Annotated in this window: 22 protein-coding genes and 1 pseudogene; 7 read left to right on the top strand and 16 right to left on the bottom strand. The window is 63.0% G+C overall.

Annotated elements, in window-relative coordinates:
* Positions 1–204: 204 nt before the first annotated feature.
* Both QTH97_RS34115 and QTH97_RS34110 read right to left on the bottom strand, forming a co-directional pair.
* The gene (locus QTH97_RS34115; RefSeq protein WP_286573020.1) at positions 205–1,410 is read right to left on the bottom strand and encodes an extracellular catalytic domain type 1 short-chain-length polyhydroxyalkanoate depolymerase; all 1,206 of its coding nucleotides are present in this window, start codon (positions 1,408–1,410) and stop codon (positions 205–207) included.
* A gap of 17 nt (positions 1,411–1,427) precedes the next feature.
* Positions 1,428–1,853 (bottom strand): ribbon-helix-helix domain-containing protein, encoded by a 426-nt coding sequence (locus QTH97_RS34110; RefSeq protein ID WP_286573019.1) that lies wholly within the window; start codon positions 1,851–1,853, stop codon positions 1,428–1,430.
* A 221-nt stretch (positions 1,854–2,074) separates the two neighbouring features.
* Here QTH97_RS34110 and QTH97_RS34105 point away from each other — a divergent pair, with 221 nt between their 5' ends.
* Positions 2,075–2,590: a hypothetical protein gene (locus QTH97_RS34105; RefSeq protein WP_286573018.1), complete on the top strand. Its 516-nt coding sequence runs from the start codon at positions 2,075–2,077 to the stop codon at positions 2,588–2,590.
* A 181-nt stretch (positions 2,591–2,771) separates the two neighbouring features.
* Positions 2,772–3,726 (top strand): annotated as a pseudogene (locus QTH97_RS34100) (quinone oxidoreductase family protein).
* Positions 3,727–3,866: 140 nt separating this feature from the next.
* Here the strand turns inward: QTH97_RS34100 and QTH97_RS34095 are convergent.
* The 4 genes from QTH97_RS34095 to QTH97_RS34080 form a co-directional block, all read right to left on the bottom strand.
* The gene (locus QTH97_RS34095) at positions 3,867–4,169 is read right to left on the bottom strand and encodes a type II toxin-antitoxin system RelE/ParE family toxin (RefSeq protein ID WP_286573017.1); all 303 of its coding nucleotides are present in this window, start codon (positions 4,167–4,169) and stop codon (positions 3,867–3,869) included.
* A 20-nt stretch (positions 4,170–4,189) separates the two neighbouring features.
* Positions 4,190–4,471, bottom strand: a complete 282-nt coding sequence (locus tag QTH97_RS34090) for a YlcI/YnfO family protein (protein WP_286573016.1) — start codon at positions 4,469–4,471, stop codon at positions 4,190–4,192.
* A gap of 151 nt (positions 4,472–4,622) precedes the next feature.
* Entirely contained in the window at positions 4,623–5,462 is an 840-nt protein-coding gene (locus QTH97_RS34085) for a class I SAM-dependent methyltransferase (protein WP_286573015.1), read from the bottom strand.
* Complete coding sequence (locus tag QTH97_RS34080; RefSeq protein ID WP_286573014.1) at positions 5,459–6,484, bottom strand: tripartite tricarboxylate transporter substrate-binding protein; 1,026 nt, start codon at positions 6,482–6,484, stop codon at positions 5,459–5,461. The genes QTH97_RS34085 and QTH97_RS34080 overlap by 4 nt, the downstream gene beginning before the upstream one ends.
* 101 nt (positions 6,485–6,585) lie before the next feature.
* On the opposite strand from QTH97_RS34080, the gene QTH97_RS34075 reads away from it, so the two are divergent.
* Positions 6,586–7,479: a LysR family transcriptional regulator gene (locus QTH97_RS34075; protein WP_286573013.1), complete on the top strand. Its 894-nt coding sequence runs from the start codon at positions 6,586–6,588 to the stop codon at positions 7,477–7,479.
* 332 nt (positions 7,480–7,811) lie between these two features.
* On the opposite strand, the gene can is transcribed toward QTH97_RS34075, so the two are convergent.
* From can to QTH97_RS34040, 7 genes are all read right to left on the bottom strand, one after another.
* Complete coding sequence (can, locus tag QTH97_RS34070) at positions 7,812–8,465, bottom strand: carbonate dehydratase (protein ID WP_286573012.1); 654 nt, start codon at positions 8,463–8,465, stop codon at positions 7,812–7,814.
* A 440-nt stretch (positions 8,466–8,905) separates the two neighbouring features.
* On the bottom strand, positions 8,906–10,432 hold the full coding sequence (locus tag QTH97_RS34065) for a caspase family protein (RefSeq protein WP_286573011.1): 1,527 nt from the start codon (positions 10,430–10,432) through the stop codon (positions 8,906–8,908).
* A gap of 269 nt (positions 10,433–10,701) precedes the next feature.
* Positions 10,702–11,295 (bottom strand): HAD-IA family hydrolase, encoded by a 594-nt coding sequence (locus QTH97_RS34060; RefSeq protein ID WP_286573010.1) that lies wholly within the window; start codon positions 11,293–11,295, stop codon positions 10,702–10,704.
* 250 nt (positions 11,296–11,545) lie between these two features.
* The gene (locus QTH97_RS34055; protein WP_286573009.1) at positions 11,546–11,716 is read right to left on the bottom strand and encodes a hypothetical protein; all 171 of its coding nucleotides are present in this window, start codon (positions 11,714–11,716) and stop codon (positions 11,546–11,548) included.
* Positions 11,709–12,878 (bottom strand): CaiB/BaiF CoA transferase family protein, encoded by a 1,170-nt coding sequence (locus QTH97_RS34050; protein WP_286573008.1) that lies wholly within the window; start codon positions 12,876–12,878, stop codon positions 11,709–11,711. Before QTH97_RS34050 ends, QTH97_RS34055 begins: the two co-directional genes overlap by 8 nt.
* Positions 12,875–13,885 (bottom strand): YhdH/YhfP family quinone oxidoreductase, encoded by a 1,011-nt coding sequence (locus QTH97_RS34045; RefSeq protein WP_286573007.1) that lies wholly within the window; start codon positions 13,883–13,885, stop codon positions 12,875–12,877. Before QTH97_RS34045 ends, QTH97_RS34050 begins: the two co-directional genes overlap by 4 nt.
* A gap of 7 nt (positions 13,886–13,892) precedes the next feature.
* A complete protein-coding gene (locus QTH97_RS34040) occupies positions 13,893–15,050 on the bottom strand; it encodes a CaiB/BaiF CoA transferase family protein (protein WP_286573030.1) in 1,158 nt (385 codons plus the stop codon).
* A gap of 168 nt (positions 15,051–15,218) precedes the next feature.
* Between QTH97_RS34040 and QTH97_RS34035 the strand changes: the two genes are divergently transcribed.
* The 3 genes from QTH97_RS34035 to QTH97_RS34025 are packed head-to-tail and all read left to right on the top strand — an operon-like array spanning position 15,219 to position 18,254.
* Positions 15,219–16,061: an IclR family transcriptional regulator gene (locus QTH97_RS34035; RefSeq protein WP_286573006.1), complete on the top strand. Its 843-nt coding sequence runs from the start codon at positions 15,219–15,221 to the stop codon at positions 16,059–16,061.
* Positions 16,062–16,084: 23 nt separating this feature from the next.
* Positions 16,085–17,236 (top strand): acyl-CoA dehydrogenase family protein, encoded by a 1,152-nt coding sequence (locus QTH97_RS34030; protein WP_286573029.1) that lies wholly within the window; start codon positions 16,085–16,087, stop codon positions 17,234–17,236.
* A 52-nt stretch (positions 17,237–17,288) separates the two neighbouring features.
* Positions 17,289–18,254: a tripartite tricarboxylate transporter substrate binding protein gene (locus tag QTH97_RS34025; RefSeq protein ID WP_286573005.1), complete on the top strand. Its 966-nt coding sequence runs from the start codon at positions 17,289–17,291 to the stop codon at positions 18,252–18,254.
* A gap of 498 nt (positions 18,255–18,752) precedes the next feature.
* On the opposite strand, the gene QTH97_RS34020 is transcribed toward QTH97_RS34025, so the two are convergent.
* The 3 genes from QTH97_RS34020 to QTH97_RS34010 all read right to left on the bottom strand — a co-directional run bounded on the left by QTH97_RS34020 (position 18,753) and on the right by QTH97_RS34010 (position 21,078).
* Complete coding sequence (locus QTH97_RS34020; RefSeq protein WP_286573004.1) at positions 18,753–19,520, bottom strand: hypothetical protein; 768 nt, start codon at positions 19,518–19,520, stop codon at positions 18,753–18,755.
* A 389-nt stretch (positions 19,521–19,909) separates the two neighbouring features.
* Positions 19,910–20,149 (bottom strand): hypothetical protein, encoded by a 240-nt coding sequence (locus QTH97_RS34015; protein WP_286573003.1) that lies wholly within the window; start codon positions 20,147–20,149, stop codon positions 19,910–19,912.
* A 50-nt stretch (positions 20,150–20,199) separates the two neighbouring features.
* Complete coding sequence (locus QTH97_RS34010) at positions 20,200–21,078, bottom strand: SHOCT domain-containing protein (protein WP_286573002.1); 879 nt, start codon at positions 21,076–21,078, stop codon at positions 20,200–20,202.
* Positions 21,079–21,598: 520 nt separating this feature from the next.
* Here QTH97_RS34010 and QTH97_RS34005 point away from each other — a divergent pair.
* On the top strand, positions 21,599–22,174 hold the full coding sequence (locus tag QTH97_RS34005; RefSeq protein ID WP_286573001.1) for an NnrU family protein: 576 nt from the start codon (positions 21,599–21,601) through the stop codon (positions 22,172–22,174).
* Positions 22,175–22,291: the final 117 nt, after the last annotated feature.

Raw genomic sequence — 22,291 nt, 5'->3', positions numbered from 1 at the left:
TGGCACGGGGCCAGCCCTGTTTCCAACCTGCCTCGGGGACGCCTCGCACGACCGCTAACTCCGGGGATGGCAACACCGTCCCATCAGATGCGAGCGTGCGTCCTCAGATTCAGGGCACCTGCAGGTCGGCCAACTTGATAGACGCGATCCCATGCCCATGCACTGTGGGACTGCGCGCCGATCGAAGCCCGGCGATTGCAGCGGTCAGCTGGTTTGTCGGGCGCGCAGAGGATGCGCCAGAAAGAACCGCAGCATCTCGGCGCTCGCATCAGCACCGGCGGGGTTGGTGTAGCTCCCTCGCGAGCTACCGCCCGACCAGGCGTGTCCCGCGTCGTGCAGCTGCCAATATTCGGCAGTGCTTCGCCCGGCTTCGTCGGAGTAGACCGTGCGGGTGTAGCGTTGCCCCTTGCCGGAATGCCCCTCCGCGGTACGCGCGGATGGCATCCTGCCAGTTATCTGCCCGGTCGCCTGGCGGGACGATTCGATGATCGCGGCGCCATTGCTGACGTGCACGGTGGCATCTGCATCGCCATGGAAAACAATGGTGGGGGGCACTGAGCCGCTTGTTTTCCCCGCGAGCGCCGAGGCGCTGCCGCTGCGCATTGCGGAAAGTGCGGTCATGACATCTGTGGCTGACCCGCTGGGCAAGCCTGAGTGGACCCCGACTGCAGCGAAGACGTCCGGATAGCAGCGCCCGACGACGTCCGCCATGGCCCCTCCGGCAGACAGTCCCGCTACGAAGACGCGCGCCGCGTCAACGTGATGCTCAGCCGTGATCGATTGGACCAGGGCTGCCAGGACGGCGGGCTCGCCGCGTCCGCGCTGCTGATGTTGCGGCTTGAACCAGTTCCAGCATTTCTGTGCGTTGGCATGTTGGGTTTGCTCGGGATACAGCACGACGACCCCCAGGTCGCGAGCCAGGGCATTCATCTGCGTGCCCGCTGCGAAGTCAGCAGCGCCCTGTGTGCAGCCGTGCAGCATCAGCACCATGGGGCGTGGCGCGACTGTGCCGGTTGCGCCGGGCGGCAGATAGAGCTTGTACGCCAGCGTGCGCCCTTGGTGCGTGAAGCTGCCGTCGATCCACCGTTCTTCACGAGGGCTATCAACTTCGACCGAATACGGGTCGACCTTTTCTTCCACCACGCCGCCGGACTGGCTGTCGGGCTGGGTCTCCTCCACGATCTCGGGAGGCGGGTCGATCACTCGAGTCAGACCGTCGAGTACCAAGGCTTCGCCCGACGGCATCGAGGCGCGCGCAGCGGGCGGAGGTGTCGCAGGGTCGCTGACACCGAACACTTCGGAAGCGCCTCCCCGCAGGGCGCGCTGGATCGCTTGCGTCGCCTCCCGGAGTTGCCCATTCCGGGTCAGTTCAGTCGCCTTGATCATCAGTTGTTGGAGCAAATCGTTCATGAGGTTCTTTCGTGGGTTTAGTGAATTCGTCCGGCGAGCGCAGTCTTGACAGCGCTGCTTGCCTGCAGCGCTCCGAGCACAGTGATGGATTCGATGGCAGCCAAGGCCAATTCGGGGGTCACGTCGTGACCGAAGCTCGCGAGACCGAGCACACGGATCTGCAACTTCTGCCCCGAAGCTCGTGCGGCTTCGAGATCGGCCGCGGAGAAGTGTTGGAGGCCGAGCACCAGCAGCTTTCGGGCAACTGCCTGCTTGAGGGCATCGCCGTGTGCGGCCAGTTGGTTGCGAATGGCGGTGCGGATGAAATCCGTCCGATTCGCGTAGAAGCTCTCGGCGACCAGGAGGTCGATGTGACCGAGGTCGACAAAGCCCAGGTTGATCGTGATCTTTTCAGACTCGGCCACCTTGGCGGTAGGAAGACGCAGGACAGTGTTTGAAGGCATGTCGCCATCCTAGAACCATCCAGCGGGATGGTGGGTGGATGGTTTTGGCGTCCACGCCTAATTTCTTGCCTTCGCATCGAGCCTTCAAGGTCGGCACGACCGCTCTCACCCTGGCGCCGGCTGCTCTCATCTCGAATCGATAAAGACTCCCCTCCAAGCGTCACGGACCAAATACGCTCATCGAGACGCTGGAGAAGATCAACCACCTCAAATCGCTCGGCGTGCACGAGTGGGCACTCGCCGGCGTCAGCCTGCCCAAGCAGCATGCCTACGCCCAGCAAGTGCAGGCACGACGTCCGGCGAAGAACCGCGAACTCGAAGAGACCCGCCAGGCGATCGAGTTGGTGTGCTTCCTGCGCGTGAGACTTCTGGAACTCACCGACATCGCCGTCCAGCAGAACCTGCGCCGAAGCCAGCAGCTGTTCCGCGAAGCCACGCAAAAAGTGAGGACGACACGGGAGCGTTGGGACAGCGTTGCACGCGACCAGGCACGCCTTTCGCGGGACGTGTTGCGCGATGAAGGCAAGCCGTTCAAGACGCGACGCGTCGAAGCCGATAGAATGCTGACCAAGGTCCTTGACGCGCCCCCCAAGAGCTTTGTGTCCGAGGTGCGCAAGGCCCTGTCGACCGATCACCCTGGGCGGTCTACAGTCCTTGGAATTCGGTGGGCGCGCCAGAGATCCGGCCTTCGAGCAACTGGCGGCGTGGCGTCAGCTGCAGGCGATGAAGGCGTCTGAGTTGCCCGGCGACCTTGCCCTGCCCGATGTCGGCCCCGCCCGGGACGATCTCGTGCGATGTCGATCCGCGCTCCGGCCTGCATGCGTTCTCAGCGTGCACCATGATGGCTCTGCGCAAGAGTCTGAGGAATGGCCGTGTCTGGATCGACCATTCGCTGAGCTTCCAAAAGCCATCCGGCTCATGGAATTCGGTGACCCCGAGGTGATGCGCCTCGAGACCATCGACCTTCCGCCGCCGGCCGCGGGCGAAGTCCGGCTGCGCCAGACCGCGATCGGTTTCAACTACATCGACGTGTACCAGCGCTCCGGCAAATATCCGTTGCCGACGCCGACCGGGCTGGGACATGAGGCGGCCGGTGTCGTCGAGATCGTGGGCAGCAAGGTCGAGGATCTTCGGGTCGGCGATCGGGTCGTCTACATGAACGCCGGGGTCGGCGCCTACGCCGACCGCCGCAACGTTGCGTCCGACAAGCTGGTGAAGATCCCTGCGGGCATCCAGGACGAGGATGCCGCCGCGGTGTTCTTCAAGGCCATGACCGCGCAGTACCTGGTCAAGAAGACGCATCGGGTACAGCCGGGCGGCGTGGTGCTGGTTCACGCGGCGGCGGGAGGGGGTCGGGCAGATCCTCTGTGGCTGGGCGAAGGCGTTGGGCGCGACCGTGACCGTGACCGCAGGCTCCGCGGCCAAGTGCGAAGTGGCGCGGGCCGCTGGCTGCGACGCTGCCATCGACTACTCGCAGCCCGGCTGGGTGGCCCAGGTGATCGCCGCAACGGACGGGCGCAAGGCGCGCGTCGTGTACGACTCGGTAGCCATGCACACGTTCATGGGCTCGCTCGATTGCGCCGCGCCCTTCGGCATGGTCGTGCTCTTCGGCGCCGCCTCCGGGCCGGCACCGTCCATCGACCCCGAACTGCTCAATAAGAAGGGATGCCTGTTCCTCACCCGTCCTTCCGTGTTTCCGCGCAACGCCGACCCAGAGACCTTCCGCGCCAATGCGGCCGACGTTTTCGACGCCATGACGAGCGGTGCCGTGCGTGCCAACATCGGTGCGCGGTTCAGTCTCGCGCAAGCGGCAGATGCGCATCGCGCTGCTGAAGCGCGTTCGATCACGGGCGCCATCGTGATGCTGCCTTGAATGAGTGCCACTTGCGCAGCCCTGCGATAACCCGCCCCTACGAAAATCGCAGCCGACTCCTGACCGCAGTACGTGCATCAGTCTTTGTCGATCTGGCGTTGCCGGATCAGTCAATTGGTGGTCAAAGCCTTCTTCGCAGGTCAGTGATAGTCTTCCTCGCGCTGATGTCGGACGGCCAGGACTTTGACGGTCTTTCCGGGAAGGATCTCATAGAGTGCGACGTAGCCTGATGCGCCGATTCCCACGATCAATTCCCGGCGGGTGGTTCGACGTCGGTCGCCGGCTTTGCGATAGGCCCAAGGATTCTCCGAAAGCCTCGTCATGATGTTGCTTCGGACTTCATCCAAGACCCGCTGGGCATGTTCCAGCTCTTCCAGCGTCTGCGCCCGATCAACGAGAAAATCGAAGAGGCGCCACAGGTCTTCTTCGGCTGACGGAGTCATGTCGACTCCGAACAGGTCCATCACAAGTCGCGGCCTTGCAAGCTCCTGCGCCGCGCGTTGATTCGGTCCTGAAGCCGATCGAAGACCTCATTCGCTGGGCGGGATATTCCGTCGCGCTGGTACTGCTGCCAAGCGGCATCGCCACGGGCATGAAAGTCTGCTTCCACACGCCGAAAATCAACCGCCTGTCGGACCGCGTCCGCCACGAAGGTGCTGATCGTTTCGTCTTCTCTGAGCAAGGCTTCGAGTTGAGTGCGAAGCTCAGGCTCAACGCGGACCACAGGCAGGGTTGAGGACTTCATGGAGCCACTGTATCACAAATGTAATGCAACGCATGATGAGCGTGCGACGGGCCCATCCTTTTTCAGAAGCCTCGAGCACAGTTGCCCCTGCCTCGCAAGAAGTGGGGGAACCTCGCCGCCTACTCGAAAGACTCGGCTGCCCGCGCTGCCATCAACCCGCTCGCGCCGCCGAGCCGAACAAGAGTTCGTTCGGCCCCCGCCAGCCCTGCTCGCAGCGCAATTGCTGAAGCGCCTCCTCCATTTCTCGCCAGGCCGCCTCCCTGGCCTTTGCACCCAGGGGCGCGAGGACTTCCACGATCGGTGAACCCGAGCTTCGAACGAAGGCGACGTAGGCAGCGGCATCAGGGAGTTCGAATGGCGCAGAAAGCGGCTCCGCCGCAACGTCGACATAGCCTGCCGCCGTCAGCAGGCTTGCAAGTCTGCCCGGTGCCGCGAGGCTGAACAAGCCGCCATCGGCATAGGGCGAGACGCTACCGCTCAACCCCCGGTGCTTGCGGGCCACTTTCATCATGGTCGTGATGCAAGGGTTGTTGGCGGGGTCACCGAACACCAGCGCGACGAAGCGACCGCCCGGGCGCAGCATTTGGAACGCTGCAGCTAGCGCAGCGGCCGGGTTCATGCAGAACATGAGCCCGAGCCTGCACATCACCGCATCGACAGACGCCTCGGCATGAACCGGCCGCTCCGCGTCCGCGACGGCGAAGCGCACGTTCGTCAGGCCGGCCGCTTTGATGCTCCGGCGAGCGAAGTCCAGGATCTTCGGCGAGATGTCGGTCGCCAACACGTCACCCGTGGGCCCGACGGCGAGCGCGATGTCCTTCGTCTGATCGCCCGCGCCGGCGGCCAAATCGAGCACGCGTGCACCCGGGTGGAGTCGCGCCTCGGTCAGCATCGCCGCGGTTGCCTGACGCAACCACGCATGAACGATCGGCGTGCTCCGGGACCAGCCCTCGGCCGCGCGGTCCCAGGCGCTCGCAACCGCGTCCTTCATGCGTCCCCCCGGATGCCAGCGTTGACCAGCAGCGGCCCCCAGGCACGGCGGTCGTCCTCTACCTTCGCGGTCAGCTCTTTGGGCGAACTGTGTGCGACCACCATGGCTGCATCCCCGAACCGACGTGCCAGTCCGGCGCGAGCGACGACATTGCCCACTGCCTCCGATGCCTGTTCCGCGACGCTGGCCGGGGTGCCAGCCGGTGCGAAGAAGGCGAACCATTCGCGCATCACCGATCGCGCGTGGCCCTGTTCGGCGAGCGTGGGCACCGCCGGCGAGAAGCGGCTGCGCTCGAGTCCCGACGTGCCGAGCATCCTCAGGCGATCGGTGGCGAGTTGTGGCAGCAGGAGGCCTTCCGGGAGCACCAGCACGGCGACTTGGCCGCCGAGCAGCGCCGCCATAGCGGGCGGGCCGCCCGGATAGGGAACATGGCGCCAGTCCAGCCCTGCCTGGTCGAACAGCATGACCTCAAGAATGTGCGGCAGGGTGCCGGTGCCTGGCGACGCGGCGTTGGCCTCGCCGGGATGGCGCCGCATCCACTCCACCAGCATCCTCGTGTCGGTGACCTCCGCCGGCACGGCATTGCCCACGGCGACACCAAGATTCATCTCTGCCGCGAGCGACACGGGCACGAGGTCCCGCGCAGGGTCGTAACCGAGCTTCCGGTACAACGTGGGGTAGAGGCTGGCGATCGCACCCTGTCCCAAGAGCCAGGTCGAGCCATCGGCCGGCGCCGACTTCAGCGCCTGTACCGCGATCTGGCCCGCCGCACCGGGCCGGTTGTCGACGACGACTTGCTGCGCGAAGACACCGACAAGCGCTTCGCCGAAACTTCGCGCGATGATGTCCGGCACGCTGCCTGCGGGGCCGGTGCAAAGGATGCGAAGGCGTTCTTGCTTCGCTGAGGACGCCGTTTGACCGAGGGCGGCGAAACTGCAGACTGCCGCAGCCGCTGCGGTGGCAGCGGCAATCAGCACCCGGCGCCGCGGCATGTGGCCATTCGTGAGTGGGCTTGTCGTCATTGCGGCCTCGAAGTGATGTGGCAACCCCAGCGTAGGCCGGCGCTCCATGGGCCACAAGGCGCAGACTTGCGGAACGGGGCCGCAATAGTGCATAACGGGCAATGCTCGACTGGAACGACCTGAAATACTTCGTGGCTGTGGCGCGGCACGGCAGCACGTTGGCCGCAGGCCGTGCTCTGGAAGTCGACCAGTCGACTGTGCAGCGACGGCTGACCGCGCTGGAGCGGCACATCGGCCGTGCCCTGGTTCAGCGTCATACCACCGGCTACAGGCTCACCGATTTCGGCACCGAGATGCTGCAAGCCGCGCGTGAGGTCGAGCGGGCCGTGAGCGAGTTCGAGCAGGTGCTGGTCGTTTCGAGGCGCAATGCGGCGGGTGTGATCCGGCTCACCTGCCCGGAGCCGTTGGTCAACCGGTTGACGCGTTCCGGGTTGCTGGATCGCTTCCATGCGCTGCACCCCGACCTGCACGTGGAATTCGTGATGAGCGATAAGTACGTCGACCTGCGCAGCGGCGAGGCCGACGTCGCCCTGCGTTCAGGCGACACCGACGATGCCGTGCTGGTCGGTCGCAAGGTGGGCGACTCGCTGTGGGCCGTCTATGCGAGCCGGGACTATGTGTCGCGGCATGGCAAGCCTTCGTCCATCGAGGAAATCCAGGCGCATCCGCTGGCGGGGTTTGAGGAAAGCATGGCAGGCCACCGCGCGAGCCAGTGGCTGCGCCAGGTCGCACCGGATGCGACGATCGTGGCCCGGAGCGGCAGTGTGCTCGGCCTCTTGCTGTCAGTGAAGGCCGGTGTAGGCATCGCGCCGCTGCCGACAGCACTCGGGGATTCCGAGACGGAGCTGGTCCGGGTGCTCGGTCCCATTCCGGCGCTGTCGCGGGACTGGCGGCTGCTCGCGATGCCGGAGATTCGGAAGACCGCCCGCGTCAGCGTCTTCTTTGACTTCATTGCCGCGGAGATCGACGCGCTCAAACCGATCATCACTGGTTAGTGAGTGCCCGCGCGTCTGATCAGAACGCCTTCGAGGGTTTCGCCCGGGCGATCGTGTGCTTGAGGGCGCTGACTGAGTGGGACTGCTCTCGGCGGAAAAGTCGGCTTCATGGACTGGTTGCCGCCGATCGAATTTCCGGGGTGAACGACGGCGACCGTTGAAAGCTGACCTTCGCGCCTTTCTTACGACAGGCTCATCTACCTCGGAGCTTGCCCCTTCGCCGACATCCTTGAGGAAATCCGGGACGGGGTAATCGTCCGGAGGTTTGCTCGTCGTCCGAGCCGCCGTTTGTCCGTGGAGGCGGCGTCGCTCGCCACGTACTTCGTCGACTGTCAGCTTGTCGATATGCCTTGGCGCAAGACCCCTTGGTACACCGACTCGATTCGGTCAGGCCCCGTGATGGTCATCCCCAGATCTTTCAAGAGTCCGTCCGATATACCGTATATCCAACCGTGCAACGTCACAGCCTGTCCACGCGACCAAGCGTCTTGTATCACCGTTGTTTCCGCCACGTTTACCACCTGTTCAATGACATTGAGCTCGCACAGCAGATCGTGCCGTCTCACGAGCGCAGCGCTTTCAAGCAACTGCTTGTGCTTGGCAGCAACATCCTTGACGTGACTGAGCCAGTTGTCTGCCAAGCCGACGCGCGTGTTGTTTAAGGCAGCAAGCACACCCCCACATCCGTAGTGCCCCACCACCATCACGTGGTCGACCTTCAACTGGTCCACTGCGAACTGAATGGTTGACAGGCAGTTCAAGTCCGTCGCTACCACCACGTTCGCAACATTGCGATGGACGAAGACCTCACCTGGATCGAGCCCGGTGATCTGGTTGGCGGGAACCCGGGAATCGCTACATCCAATCCACATGTAGCGCGGGTTCTGCTGCGCCGTCAGCCGCCGGAAAAAGCCCGGTCGATCTCGCTCCATCTCTGCCGCCCACAGACGATTGTGTTCAAACAGTTCTTGCAGATGAACATTCATACGGGTGGTCTTTTGTGGGATGACAGGACACGCGGGATTTTGCCACCGCAAGACGCCAGCTCCACGATACTGAGGAGTCCGTTCTCAAGAATTCGTTTCTAAGGACCGACGTGTCCGTATGTTGCGAGAGATAGTGAAAGCAGAAGCCGGTCGAAGCCGATCGACTGCTGACCAAGGTGCTTGACGCGCACACCTCCGAAGAACTAGGCACGCTCCGCGGAGGTCGATCCCGTCGGCGGTTGCGTCGCCCAGGCCGTCGCCCAAGTGGAAGCGAGCAAGCATTTGAATGGAATCCGTATGGCCAACTGCTGGAGATTAAACGTCAGACTCAGACGCGTTCTTGGAAGAGTGCCGCCGCGCTGAAACGGCATGAACTAGGCATCTCGGGCGATGTGACTACTGGAATAAGGGCCCAGGGCCTTTTCCATCGGTGCCCTAGGCTAGCGCGCCACCTGCTTGGACGAGACCAACGAAGTCGTCTCATCGAGGGTTCTCCGGCCGGCGCCGTCCGTGAACCACATGTCGTTCCTGACCACGTACATGGTCTTCGGATCGATCCACAAGGTTCCTCCCCTTTGACTGAACCCTTGCCCCGACACCCTCACAGCAAGGCCCGCTCGCTCTACCTTGAACGCCATAAAACGACCGGCCGGGACCGCAATTTCCTCCAGACCGACTGCGCGTGAGTCCCAGAAACTGTGCCACTTACCGCCATCTGGTAGAACGATTTCAAAGGCCGATCTCCATTTCTTTCCTACCTCGAGATCGGCAGGCGCCGTCAGAAGGCCCGGATCCCTCGTGCCGAAGCGGTCCTTGATGACCGAGCCCATCTGATCCCAAACAACGCCCGTATTGAAGGTCACGTATTTGTCATCGGCCGCCGTCACCTTCATCTTGATGCTGATTTTCTTGAACGCGATACGGTCATCGCGCTCATATTCGAGCTCGTCCCCGAGCTCAAATCGTCGTGCCCCGCTCTTGAGCGCAGCTCCTTCACCCTTCTTGGGTTGCACCGCGACGACCGGCTTCTGCAATTGGTCGAGCCTGAACTGCGCCTGCTCGCTCATGTAGCCATTGGGATGAGCGGTCATGTAGGCAAAGTAATCGTTTGGATTGGCGGACTCACGGATGCGATTCCAATCTACCTTCTCGGCCTCAAACTCGATTTTCTGTTTTTCCTGGCCTTCAAGAGTTTCCGGTGGTACCACAGGCCGCGCGACGATCGTTGCGGTCTCGTTGCCAAAGGAAAAATCCTCCTCCAGGCTGGTGGATTCCCAGGGAATTTGCAGGCCGCCACTTTGCTTGCGCACGTTGATTCGCACGCGCTTGAACACATCCTCGATCCTCGCCTTCGGCATTTTCAGTTCTTCAAGCAGGTACTGGGTGTACAGACCATGACCGGATGCGCCCGAGCCATCGAGGGCGACATTGCCGGGCGCGGTCGCGTAGGCCAAAAATGTGCCTGGCGGCGCGTCCACCGGCGCGAGGCCTTTGCCGCTGGACGTGCTCGCGAACGGATTGTCCCTGCAGGCATCTAGCACCAGGATGCTCATCCGGGTTTTTGCCGCCTTGAATGCGGCCATGACAGCGTCCACATCGACAGTCTGCTGCAGCACGTCTTGCGGCTTTTGCAGCTTGGCATCGACGGGGATCAGGTAGTTGCGCCAATCGAGCTGCATGCCATGTCCCGCGTAGTAGAACATGGCGATCCCGTACTTGCCGTCTAGGGCGTGCTTCGCCGCCTCAATGGCAGAAGCCATCTGATCCTTGGACGCATCGTTGACCTCGATGACCTGAAAGCCGAGGTCCCGAAGCGCCCGACCTATGGCCCTCGAATCGTTGACGGCGTTGGTCAGCGGTGCAGCAGCATAGGCAGCATTTCCAATGACAAGTGCCACACGCACATTGGCCGGCGCCTGCGCCTCGGCCGCGCCCAGCGTCAACGCTGAGGCGATGGCCGCAACCATCAGGGATCGCAGCCATCCGATGGATCGCATCCGGAACGTCGAATGGGCGCCCGGGCATGGATGGCGCATTGGCATGGTCGCGTCCCGTTCCCGCGTGGATCAAGCGAGGGAATTCTGAGCGTGCTCCCCCGAAACCGCAAGTCTGACGAAAGAGTCAGAGGTTTGACAAACTCGCCCGCTTCCTCGCTGATCACGGTCACTGCGCGTGGGTCCCCGCACCGCGTTGGGAGAGCTGGTCCATCCGCCTTTTCCGCCTACCCAAACTTCCTTCATTTCGGCGAACCGACCCTGACCTTTCCGCAAACGCTGGTCTTGCGATAGGCGCATGTCGTCAACAAGTTCGCCAAGTCGCTCAAGCTTGGAGCTACCGACTCAAAGTAGGCCTCTGTCACGACATCCACTTCGCCTCGGGCGCCAAACTCCGGGGGCCGCGAAATGAACGCGACCTTGAAGCCGAATTTCTTTGCAGCCGCCAGATCGTATTTGTGGCATGCGACCATGAGGATTTCGTCGGCACGCACGCCCAGTGACTTCTGCGCCAACGCATAGACGCGGGGGTCTGGCTTTGACGAATTGACCAACTCCGCAGTCAGAATGTAGTCGAACGGGAGATCATGCGTCTTGACGATATTGATGATCGAGGCCATCGAACCGTTCGACAGCGTCGACAACCTGAACCGCTCGCGAAGCCGCGTGAGCCCGGGCAATGTATCCGGCCATGGTTTCAGAGTCGACCATGCGGCACTCAGTTCGTCGCGATCCTCCGGCGAAAATGCACTCTTCCGGTCCACGTCGGCCAGGATGCGATCGAGCGTGGACCGATATATGCGATCCGTGGACCTCCATGGAATTGTGCCAGCCATTACGGCATCCAACTGATCGCGGTAGGCCTTGCGTCAGCGATTCAGAACCTCTGTCCAATCAACATCGATGCCGCGCTTCTCTCTTCATTCCTGCATCGACGATATCGCACGAACGTGGACAAGTACTACGGCTTGTGATTGGGATTTCTGCGGCAACGAGGCACCTTGCGGTGCCTGTGTCATTGGCACGGGGCCAGCTCTGTTTTCCCTAGGGGACGCCTCGCACGACCGCTAGCGTGCGTCCTCAGCTTCAGGGCACCTGCAGGCCGGCCAGCTTGCGGTCAAAGCGCAGCAGCCAGAGCCGCGTTGGCCGCTCCGGATCGCCACCGTGCACCAAGCGCGCGCCGACCGCACCGACCGGACAGCCACTCACGATGGCGCCTGCGGTGTCCACGGTGCAGTCCTCGATGCTGCTAGCCACGCGGAGGCCGCTCCTTGCCGTAGACACGCACGGGTACACGAACGGCGCCTTTGGCGGGCGCCTGCACCCCCCAGTCGGCCAGCGCCGCTTCGCTGCCGGCACCTCGCACCACAGGCCCGCCAGCAATGCGCGACGGCGTGCGCGAGAAGCGCGGCGCCGGGGCGGGATGCATGGTGCCCGCGACTTCAACGAAGTTGCCGCGGGCTGCCAGGTGCGGCTGCACGGCGAGCTCGGCGAGCGAGAGGATCGGTGACACGCAAGCTTCGGTGCCTTCGAACACGGCCATCCAATGCTCGCGCGGATGCTGGCGAAAGATGGAAGCGAAGCGTTCCCGCAGTGCGGGCCAGGCCTCCTTGTCGTGCTGGCGCGGCAGCTGCTCGCCGTGGATGCCGAGGCCATTCAGTAAGGCCGCATAAAACCGCGGTTCGATGGCGCCGACCGCCAGGTGCTTGCCGTCCAAGGCCGCATAAGTCCCATAGAAAGGCGCACCACCGTCCAGCCAGTTGGCCTGCCGCCGATCGGTCCATTCACCGGCCTGCCACTGGCCCAGGATGGGCGCGAGCAGGGCAAGCGAGCCGTCCACCATGGCTGCGTCGACCACCTGGCCCTTGCGGCTGCTCTTCGCCTCGATCACGCCTGCGAGCACACCGACGAGCAGAAGCATGCCGCCGCCACCGAAATCACCGACCAGGTTCAGGGGCACCGTGGGCGGACCTTCGGCCGGACCGATGGCATGCAGTGCACCGGTGGCCGCGATGTAGTTGATGTCGTGTCCCACGGCTTGCGCCAGCGGGCCGGTCTGGCCCCAGCCCGTCATCCGGCCGTACACCAGCGCCGGGTTGCGCGCCAGGCAGGCATCTGGGCCCAGGCCGAGCCGCTCCATCACGCCCGGTCTCAGGCCCTCCAGCAGCACGTCGGCGCGCTGCAGCAGATCCAGCACCAGATCGCGTCCCTCCGGTGTCTTGACGTCGGCCAGCACGGATCGCTTGCCGCGTGCGTTGAATTGGAAGCGCTCGTCGCGGCGCAGCCCCATGTGGGGCGCCTCGGGCCGGTCGATGCGCAGCACGTCCGCCCCCATGTCGGACAGCATCATGCCCGCCCAGGGAACGGGGCCGATGGCTTCCATCTCCAGCACGCGCAGGCCCGCAAGCGGACCGCTCATGAGACCTCCGGAAACGTGACAATCGTGCGTCCACTTGTGGCACCCTGTAGTTGCAGTGCTGCGTGTTCCATAACGTCCTCCAGTCGCATGCGGTGTACGTGCGACATCAGCGTGGTGAAGTCCGGCTTGAGGTCGCCCGCGAGCCGGTCCCAAAGGCGCACGCGCTGCGGCCAAAGTGCATTGGCTTCCACCCCGAAGAGTTGCACGCGTCGCATGATGAAAGGCAGCACGCTGCCTTCATAACTGTTGCTCCCGGCATTGCCTACCGAGGCAACGTAGCCTTCGTCATGCATGGACCGCAGCAACCACGACAGCACGGGGCCGCCGACGTTGTCGATAGCCGCAGCGAAGCGAGCCTTCTCCAGTGGCCGCTGTGACTCCAAGGTTATGCGGGTCTCAATGACTTCGACCGCTCCGACCTGGCGGAGGATTGGCTCCTGGTCCATCCGGCGGGTGAGCGCGGCGACCCTATAGCCCGCCTTGCTCAGGATGGCGATTGACATGAGTCCCACGGCTCCGCTGGCTCCTGACACGGCGACCAGCCCTGAGTCTGGCTCCAGGCCGCACTGTTCGAAGCGCTCCAACGCCATGGCGGCCGTGAAGCCGGGCACCCCAAGGACCGCCGCTTCGAATGCGGTGAGGCCCGACGGCAGGAGCTGCGCGTGCTCTGCAGGGACGCGCACGATCTCCGAAAATCCTCCGTCGAAGTCGATGCCTGTCTGGAAACCGTGGACCAGCACCTCCGTCCCGAGCGGGAATAGCGCACGTGAGGATTCCAGCACCTCGCCCACCACTTCAATTCCCGCGATGCGCGGAAATTCCGTGATGATCTTTGCCCGGCCGCAAATGGCCAGGCAGTCTTTGTAGTTGACACCTGCATATCGAGCGCGAAGGACGAGGTCGCCGCCCGAGAGTTCCTCCGGGCTCGTACGCTCCACGCGCGACACGGTCCGACCCGCCTCGCTGCGGGTGCGCAAGGCCTGGAAGACGGCGGGAACGCAAGACATGGCAGGGCTACACCACGCCTTCGGCGCGTAGAGCCTCGAGCTCCAGCTCGCCAACTCCGAAAGCGGCATAGACCTCGGCGTTGTGCTCGCCGACCGCGGGGCCGCTGCGCGGAACGGGCATCTCGCGGCCTGCCACGCGCGGCACGATGCAGGGCGCCGGCACGCTGCCGTAATCCGGGTCCGGCAGGCGGATGATGGCGCCTCGCGCCTGGAAATGCGGATCGACCTCGATGTCCTCGATGGAGTACACCTTGGTGAAGGGAATGTCGTACTGCTCCAGCCGCGCAGAGATCGCCTCGAAGGGCCGCGCTTCGAACCAAGCTGCCAGCTCGAAGTCCAGTGCCTGCATGTTCTGTACGCGCTTCGGATTGGTGGCGAAACGCGGGTCGGCAATCCACTCCGTGCGCTCCAGCGCTTCGCACAGGCGCACATAGACGGATTGCGAGGACGCTACCAGAGAGAAGTAGATCCCCTCGACGCTGCGGTACATGTTGGACGGTGCGGTGTAGGTCGTGCTATTGCCAGCCCGGCGACGCACCTGCCCGAGTTGCTCGTGCTCGACTGGGAGTGGTTCCAACAAACGGAACAGCGCCTCGGTGGCGGATAGGTCTACTTCCACGCCGCCCGCTTGCGGATCGCCGCGCAATCGGGCGATTTCGGCGGCGATCGAGAATGCGCAGAACAGCCCGGCGACCGCATCGCCGATGGGGAAGTTGCTGTGCATGGGCGGGCCATCGGGTGTCCCGGTGAGGTTGGTGAAGCCGCTCATGGCCTCGAAGATGCGCGCATAGCCGGGCCGTCCACGGTACGGGCCGGTCTGGCCGAACCCAGTAAGGCGGACGACGACGAGGCGCGGATTGGCGCGGTGCAGGGTCTCGATGTCCAGGCCCCAGCGGTCCATGGTGCCGGTGCGGAAGTTTTCAACCAGGACGTCGAACTGCGGCAGCATCGCCAAAAAGATTTCGCGACCTTTCGGCTTGCGCACATCCAGCGTGATACCGCGCTTGCCACGGTTGGCGACCTTCCACCACAGCGGTATGTTCTCCTTCACCGGTTGCATGTGACGCAGTGCGTCGCTGCCGTCGGGCAGTTCGAGCTTCACCACGTCGGCCCCATGGTCGGCGCAGAGTGTGGCGCCGGCTGGGCCTGCGAGCACCGTCGCCATGTCGAGGATGCGCACGCCGCCGAGGGCGCCGCGTTGGATGGTTGTTGCGTTCACTGGAGCCTCTTCGTGGAACCGAGGCTGCGTTTTTGCCACGGTGCTGCGAACATGTGAACCGACTGTTTCGCACAGCGAAACACCCGCTTCACACAATCCCTTCCCGAACCAATCATGGCCACCAGCAGCAAACGCAAACCACGCAACGTGACTACCATCGCCCTCCCGGGTCTCGTCGACCCGCACGACCTCTCGGCCGACCGCCAGTTTTCGATGAACTTGGCGCGCGGGCTGGAGGTGCTGCGGGCCTTCACGGCGACTGCGCCGCTGCTCGGCAACCGGGAAATCGCGGATCGCACCGGGCTGCCCAAACCCACCATTTCACGGCTGACTTACACCCTGGTGTTGCTCGGATACCTGAGCCGTGACCAAGCGCTGCAAAAGTTCAGGTTGGGACCGGGTGTGCTGTCGCTGGGCCATCCCCTTTTGGCGAGCATGCACGTGCGGCAGGTCGCCAAGCCCGTGATGGAGGCACTCGCGCGCGAAACCGGCTGCACCGTCAATCTCGGAGTGCGCGATCGTGGAAACGTCGTGTATATCGACTCGGTCCGTGCCGACGCCGGCAACCAGCACCTGCCGGACATCGGCAGCTCCCGACCCCTGATTCAGGCGTCGATTGGACGCGCCCTCATCCTCGCCTGCCCGGCCACGGAACGCACTGCCATCCTGAACTACTTGAAAGTGCAGGACCGCGAACTTTTCGACCGCTACCGCTCCTCGTGGGAAGCAGACAAGAAGCTGTTCGCCGCCGACGGCTACTGCCACTCCCGTGGTGACTGGCAAAAGGACATCCACGCCGTGGCAGTGCCGCTGCGCCAGGGCCACGGCGAGCCGCCTTTGGCCATGAACTGCACGCTTGCCGCCTATCGCAACCAGAAGGACAAGCTGGTCCGCGAGTTCGTGCCGCTGCTGAAGGACGCGGCCCGCCAGTTCGAAGCGGCGCAGGGCCTGCGCTGACCCGACAACCGAAGGAACCCATGATGATCCGCGACCCCGACAATTTCGCCTCCTTGTTGGCCGAAGTACGCAACTTCGTCCATTCTGAATGCCTGCCGCTGGAGCAGCAGGTCGACGAGCAGGACCACATTCCCGAATCGCTGGTGCAGCGCATGCGCGATGTCGGCCTGTTCGGGCACAGCATTCCGCAGGACTACGGCGGTGCCGGCTTGACCAGCGAGGAACTGTCGCTGGTGAACATCGAGGTCTCTCAGGTGGCGACCACCTTCCGTGCGCGGTTCGGCGGCAACACGGGGATCGCCTCCGAGTCGCTGGTGCTGGATGGCACGCCGGAACAGAAACGCAAGTACTTGCCCCAACTGGCGAGCGGGAAGATGACGGGCTGCTTCGCCTTAACGGAACCGGAGGCCGGCTCCGATGCTGCCGCGCAGAAAACCATGGCAGTGCGCGATGGCGATCACTTTGTCATCACAGGGGCGAAGTGCTTCATCACGAATGCACCCATCGCCGACCTGTTCACCGTGTTCGCTCGTACCGACGTGCAGACGCGCGGCGCCAATGGCGTCACCGCCTTCTTAGTCGAACGCGGCACTCCCGGCCTGAGTACTTCACGTCCCAACCGCAAGATGGGGCAGCACGGCTCGCCGGTAGGGGAAGTCGTCCTGGATCAGGTGCGCGTGCACAAGAGCGCCATCGTCGGGGGCCTGGAAGGCCAGGGCTTTCGCACAGCGATGCGCGCGTTGAACAAGCAGCGCATCAACTTGGCAGGCCTGTGCATCGGGCCGGCGATCCGCCTGGTCAACGAGATGGTCGAGCGCGCGCGCACGCGCAAACAGTCTGGCCAGGCGATCGGGGAGTTCCAGCTTGTGCAGCAGATGATCGCCGAGAGCAACACCGAGGTGCACGCGGCGCGGGCGCTGCTGTTGGAGACGGCCCGCAAGCGCGATGCGGGTGTGGACGTCACCATGGAGGCCTCGATGTGCAAGATGTTCGCCTCCGAGATGTGTGGCCGCGTCGCCGATCGTGCGGTGCAGCTGTTCGGCGGCACGGGCTACATGGCCGGCAATGTAGCTGAGCGCTTCTATCGAGACGTGCGCGTGTTCCGGATCTACGAGGGCACCACCCAAGTCCATATCGCAAACATCGCCAAGCGCACGCTGGCGGCGGCCGCGTAGGGCCGCCGGCCTTCTACCTATTTCCCATCACCCGAATCCGGAGACAACGCTCATGAAACTCACCTTCCTGCTGCTCGCGGCCGGCCTCGTCGCTGCAGTGCCCGCCGCGGCCCAATCGGACTTCCCGAGTCGTCCCATCCGGATCATCGTTCCGTTTTCCGCCGGGGGCATCGTCGATTCCGTTGCGCGAGTCATCGGAGACAAGTTGTCCGCGAAATACGGTCAGCCGGTGATCGTGGAAAATCGAGTCGGCGCCGGCGGTGCGATCGGGACCGACTTCGTAGCCAAGGCCCCCGCGGACGGTTACACGCTACTGCTGGTCAGCCCGAGCCATGCTGTCAATCCCAGCCTCCAGAAGTCGGTGTCCTGGGATCCGGTACGCGACTTCAAAGGCGTAGCGGGTGTCGGCTTCGTGCCGAACATGATCGTGGTGCACCCGTCCGTCCCGGCGAAGACAATGGCGGAATTCGTGGAGCTGGCGAAGAAAAGCAATCCCCCCCTGACCTATGCTTCGGCCGGGCTGGGAACCTCGAATCATCTCTCCGGCGAACTCCTTGCGCAAGAAGCCGGCATCCAGCTGTCACACGTTCCCTACAAGGGGCAGCCGGACGCGATGAATGACCTGCTGTCTGGTCGCGTGTCCATGATGCCGCTGACGGCCGCGATCGCGATGCCCTACGTCAAGGAAGGCAGGCTCCACGCACTGGCCGTGACGACGGCGAAGCGAGCCAGCGCAGTGCCGGACCTTCCGACAGTCGCGGAATCCGCACACTTGCCCAACTATCAGGTAGGCACCTGGTTCGGCTTGGTAGCCCCCGCCAAGACGCCGGATACAGTGCGAAGTAAACTGGGCGCCGATGTTGCCGACATCCTTGCGACGCCGGATGTGAAGAACAAGTTCTCGACGCTGGGCATGGAACTGGCACCGCAATCGGGTGCGGAGTTCGATAGCCTGGTGGGCAAAGAAGTGGGACGATGGAGCAAGGTGATCAAGCAGGCTGGGATCGCTCCGAACTGATATGTTCGGTGCGGCACGCGGACGGCCTGTTTGCGTCTAAGCGAATCCAGGAGTTTGTGAACGTATTGCCGCAAAAGGCTGGCTTTCCCGCGACGACGTTGATCAGCGGTCCGGCCGGCTTGCCAGTTGGGGCGGGTTGACAATCGTGGAATCGTGGTACTGCTGAGTTCCGCATGGTCCTCATTAAGCTTCGTTTACCGGCGCGCTACCCAAGTTGATAGCAGTGGCAGCCACCAAGCGAGCGCGACTAGCGATCCCTCCCACCAACGCGCTGAGCATCGCCATCGGGAGGTCTATGACGAGGCGGTGCTGCTGCTGGGTGAGTACGCCGTGTCAAACTGCCCACAACTGGGCGAAATGCACGTTGGGGTAGTCATCCTTTCTGTGCAGAAAGATGCGCTTTGCTTCGAGAGCCCTTGCTGTCGCGGGTTTCGGTGCGTCGGCACACCGTCTGGAGTGCTTTCCCGGGGCGGCCAACGACGAAATGTTCACTTGGGGTCAAGGCGCGTTCGTTGGAATGGTCGTGCTCGACTTTGGCACAGATACATCCGAGGGCTGCGTCATCAACAGAGCATCTGACATCCGTCTGAATTGTGCAAGTTGATACTCCCTGGTTCCAGGATTTTTGATCGATTGAAGCAAAGTCTCCACCTTCGTGCGACAACGCTCCGCACGATCAATCGACGGCGGGAAACTGGTGATTTCATTGTGCATCCAGTCCTGGTACGTGTAAGCGTTATTCACCTTATTTGAATCCGTGGTCGCTTCAAGGAGAGAAGCTGCCTTGGCGTACATTTCACGGCCTGCTTCTTGTCGCCCTTGTTCAAAGAGATGGCGAGCAGACAGTCGGCTGTTTATTGCCCTGTAGTAGTTGCTAGGCGACTTTTCGATCGCCTTTGTGTAGTAGATCTCAGCTTGCATGTCATCGCCGCTCGTCTTTAGGGCGTTGGCTATCGCGATGTACTCGACGTCAAATCCCATCGTTGGATCAATTTTGTCAAGTTCGCATGCCTGCCGTGCAAAGGCAGTCAATCGATGATTCATCGTTGCTAACGTTGCGACTGATGTTTCGTCAGAGTTGACTGCCATGGCGATGTCTATTTCTGCTTGTGCAGCAATCAAATTTTGAACGACGGTAGTTAGTTGTTCACGGACTGCTGTTCGCATTGTCTTCCGTTCGAGTTGTATTCCAATGAATGCCGACACTAAAGACACCAACAGGGCCAACGTGCTGAGCGTCAATGTTAGATAGTCGTTCATGCTCATGATTGAACCTCTAAGGCTATGAAGGAAGCGACTCCACCGTGAGCTCACCTCCCGCCCGAAGATCTCAACTGGGGACGGAGCGCCCACGCCGACAGTTTTGATACGGCGGCTCATCGAATCGATCCTCCGATGCACACGGCTTTCGCGGGTGCAACATGTTCGAGTATCGCTTCGACGAAATGACGTCCATCCTCTGGTTGAACCAGACGATCGTCAAGGCATCTTCTCAATGAGGAGGCTGAGCACCCCGCTCGACGAACATGGCCAGTTGGTAGTGACGCAGGACGAAGGTCGCGACGCGGACAGGCTCATCCGAGCGCGCCAGTAGCATCAGTCACAGCAAGGCGTCAATCAGGCGCAGCTCGATCTGCCCTAGCATCACCACGGTCTCATCGTGCCACGCTGCGCGGCCCGAGCCGACCACCGCTTGGCGAGACGACAGACGGAATTTTTGCGGGCCATGGCCTCGGCTTCATCCAGGGCAAAAAAATCGCGATGCTGCTTGGGGCGCAATTGCGCGCATCCTGCACGACTTTCGGCAGCGGACGCCCTCTCATCTTCATCCTGGGGAAGAACTCGGCCGCGCCTTTTTCGAAGTCGAGTTCAAACTTGCCGCCCAGGCTGAGCATCTTGACGCTTGAATCGCTCTACCGCTCGCCCACTGACCTCCCGTCCCGCCTCATATCCGGCTGAGCAACTCCGCCTTCTTATTCGCGAACTCGTCATCGCTGATGATGCCCTTGGAGCGCAGGTCGGCGAGCCTCTCGATGGTGCTGAACACGTCCTGCTGGTTACCAGAGGGAGCGTTGTTGTAGCCATTGCCATTGCTCGCGCTGGCCAGCGGGTCGACCGGCTCATTGAACGCCGGCGCAGGCGGCGCCACACTAGGCGTGACGCCATCTACCGAGATCACGGGCAGACTTGCCACGTCGATCAAGCCGTACTGGCTGTTGAAGCTCAGCGTGCCGCCGTACGACTGTTGCTGCCCGAAGCCGCCGATCTGGTGATCGAGCGTGTCGTACACGGTGACGCGTCCATTGACCTCGATGGCCAAGCGCCGCGCCTGCGCGAAGTAGGCATAGCGCACGCCGTTCTGCGCGCCAGTGCTGTTCGGAAAGCGAAGGTCGGAAGGCCACCAGTCGTTCGTAGTGCCGGGCACGAACAGGCTGGTTTGGCCGAAGTTGCCGTTGCCTTGCTGCTGGCCGCCACCGCCATAGCTCTTTTGTGCTTGCCCGTTGTTGTAGCCACCGCCCTGGCTTTGCGACTGGAAGCTGCCGCTGCGAACCAGGTCGGGTTGGCTGGCGACGAGGTTCGACAAGTCGTTGCACAGGCTGTCGACGCGGCCCTTCAGGTAGTTGTTGAACATGTCCGACAGCATGATCATGCCGCCGCGCATCCACTGGCCGGAGCCGGAGAATTCAGGGTGATCGAACTGTGCCTGGCTGCCGTTTCCATTGATCACCGAATCCAGCATGCTGAGCGTCGCGTCCACGCTGAAGCCGTTGCGCTGCGCGATGTCGTTGATGGCCTGTTGGCCGGTCGGAGAGAGTTGTCGCATGGGAGGTGTCTTGTCGAAGGATCGGGGGCGCGATTGTGAGGCTTCGGCAAGACACTGTCGCAGCGCGGGCTTTCTGAACAGACAACTCCGCTGCGTCCTCGGCAAGGAAAGAGCGGACTCGCAATTTGGAGGTTGGCCGCAGGGTGGCGCGTCGTTCCCCGACGAGTAATGAGTGATTGTGGCGCGAGCCGTGGGCGGGCATCGCGCTTCGGTCGAGTTCGCGGATCGCTTGAAAGGCGGCGCTCGTCGGGGCCGGGCTCCGTCCTGGCGGTTGTGATCGACCGATGCCCGAGCCATCGCCGCGTGGCACATGCTATTGAAGTCGGGTCGTCCCAGAAACGACGCCGCCTGATCGACGCGAAAGCCTGGTGTGTGAAGCAGCGGCCCAATGTCGCGACAGGCTTAACGGTGATCATCAAGAGCGCAGAATACAGGCAGGAGCAGCAACTGCGGATCCGCGCAGTCCGATCGTCCCCACCGTTCAACGACCTGCGTCGCCGGCACCGCCGAAGGAGTTTCAATGCCACTTCTTGTCGCTGGCCTCATCCTGTTCCTCGGCGTCCATTCGGTCTCCATCTTCGCCCCTGGCTGGCGGGAGGCGCAGATCGCCCGGCGTGGGGAGCGACTCTGGAAGGGCCTTTACGCCCTCGCCTCGCTTGCCGGCCTGCTGTTGCTGATCTACGGCTACGGCGTGGCCCGTCAGAGTGCGATGGTGCTTTACACGCCGCCGCCTGCGTTGCGCCATGTCGCGCTGCTGCTGATGCTTCCAGTGTTTCCCTTGCTGCTTGCGGCCTACCTTCCCGGCCGCGTACAGCAGATGGCCAAACACCCGATGTTGCTTGCCGTGAAGCTCTGGGCCTTGGCACACCTGATCGCCAATGGCACGCTGGCTGATGTGCTCCTGTTCGGGGCCTTCCTTGTCTGGGCGGTAGCGGACAGGATTTCTGTCAAACGCCGTGCTGTGCCGCGCAGTGTGCCCGGGGCCCCTCCGGGTGCCCTCAATGACGTGATCGTGGTCGTCGGTGGGCTGCTGGTCTATGCAGCCTTCTTGTTCTGGGCACACGTTTGGGTGACCGGGGTGTCGCCGCTCGGATAGTAAGCCAGGGCGGTTTCAAGAGCGAAGTGCAACAGTTGAGTTATTGAACTGAGGAAGGGGCCTGCTGAGCCATCGCCAGCATGTGAGAGAAGACGGCCAGCGGGGTGTTGAAGCCAT

Source organism: Variovorax gracilis (genome assembly GCF_030317115.1).
GTDB lineage: Bacteria > Pseudomonadota > Gammaproteobacteria > Burkholderiales > Burkholderiaceae_C > Variovorax > Variovorax gracilis.
The sequence above is the reverse complement of the archived record's forward strand: the minus strand, read 5'-3'. Positions and strand labels throughout refer to the sequence as shown.

Coding starts and splice junctions, on each gene's coding strand:
- QTH97_RS34115 (WP_286573020.1), bottom strand. CDS start 1,410: ATGAACGATTTGCTCCAACAACTGATGATCAAGGCGACTGAACTGACC.
- QTH97_RS34110 (WP_286573019.1), bottom strand. CDS start 1,853: ATGCCTTCAAACACTGTCCTGCGTCTTCCTACCGCCAAGGTGGCCGAG.
- QTH97_RS34095 (WP_286573017.1), bottom strand. CDS start 4,169: ATGACTCCGTCAGCCGAAGAAGACCTGTGGCGCCTCTTCGATTTTCTC.
- QTH97_RS34090 (WP_286573016.1), bottom strand. CDS start 4,471: ATGAAGTCCTCAACCCTGCCTGTGGTCCGCGTTGAGCCTGAGCTTCGC.
- QTH97_RS34085 (WP_286573015.1), bottom strand. CDS start 5,462: ATGAAGGACGCGGTTGCGAGCGCCTGGGACCGCGCGGCCGAGGGCTGG.
- QTH97_RS34080 (WP_286573014.1), bottom strand. CDS start 6,484: ATGACGACAAGCCCACTCACGAATGGCCACATGCCGCGGCGCCGGGTG.
- QTH97_RS34075 (WP_286573013.1), top strand. CDS start 6,586: ATGCTCGACTGGAACGACCTGAAATACTTCGTGGCTGTGGCGCGGCAC.
- can (WP_286573012.1), bottom strand. CDS start 8,465: ATGAATGTTCATCTGCAAGAACTGTTTGAACACAATCGTCTGTGGGCG.
- QTH97_RS34065 (WP_286573011.1), bottom strand. CDS start 10,432: ATGGTTGCGGCCATCGCCTCAGCGTTGACGCTGGGCGCGGCCGAGGCG.
- QTH97_RS34060 (WP_286573010.1), bottom strand. CDS start 11,295: ATGGCTGGCACAATTCCATGGAGGTCCACGGATCGCATATATCGGTCC.
- QTH97_RS34050 (WP_286573008.1), bottom strand. CDS start 12,878: ATGAGCGGTCCGCTTGCGGGCCTGCGCGTGCTGGAGATGGAAGCCATC.
- QTH97_RS34045 (WP_286573007.1), bottom strand. CDS start 13,885: ATGTCTTGCGTTCCCGCCGTCTTCCAGGCCTTGCGCACCCGCAGCGAG.
- QTH97_RS34040 (WP_286573030.1), bottom strand. CDS start 15,050: ATGGCGACGGTGCTCGCAGGCCCAGCCGGCGCCACACTCTGCGCCGAC.
- QTH97_RS34035 (WP_286573006.1), top strand. CDS start 15,219: ATGGCCACCAGCAGCAAACGCAAACCACGCAACGTGACTACCATCGCC.
- QTH97_RS34030 (WP_286573029.1), top strand. CDS start 16,085: ATGATCCGCGACCCCGACAATTTCGCCTCCTTGTTGGCCGAAGTACGC.
- QTH97_RS34025 (WP_286573005.1), top strand. CDS start 17,289: ATGAAACTCACCTTCCTGCTGCTCGCGGCCGGCCTCGTCGCTGCAGTG.
- QTH97_RS34020 (WP_286573004.1), bottom strand. CDS start 19,520: ATGAGCATGAACGACTATCTAACATTGACGCTCAGCACGTTGGCCCTG.
- QTH97_RS34015 (WP_286573003.1), bottom strand. CDS start 20,149: ATGCTCAGCCTGGGCGGCAAGTTTGAACTCGACTTCGAAAAAGGCGCG.
- QTH97_RS34010 (WP_286573002.1), bottom strand. CDS start 21,078: ATGCGACAACTCTCTCCGACCGGCCAACAGGCCATCAACGACATCGCG.
- QTH97_RS34005 (WP_286573001.1), top strand. CDS start 21,599: ATGCCACTTCTTGTCGCTGGCCTCATCCTGTTCCTCGGCGTCCATTCG.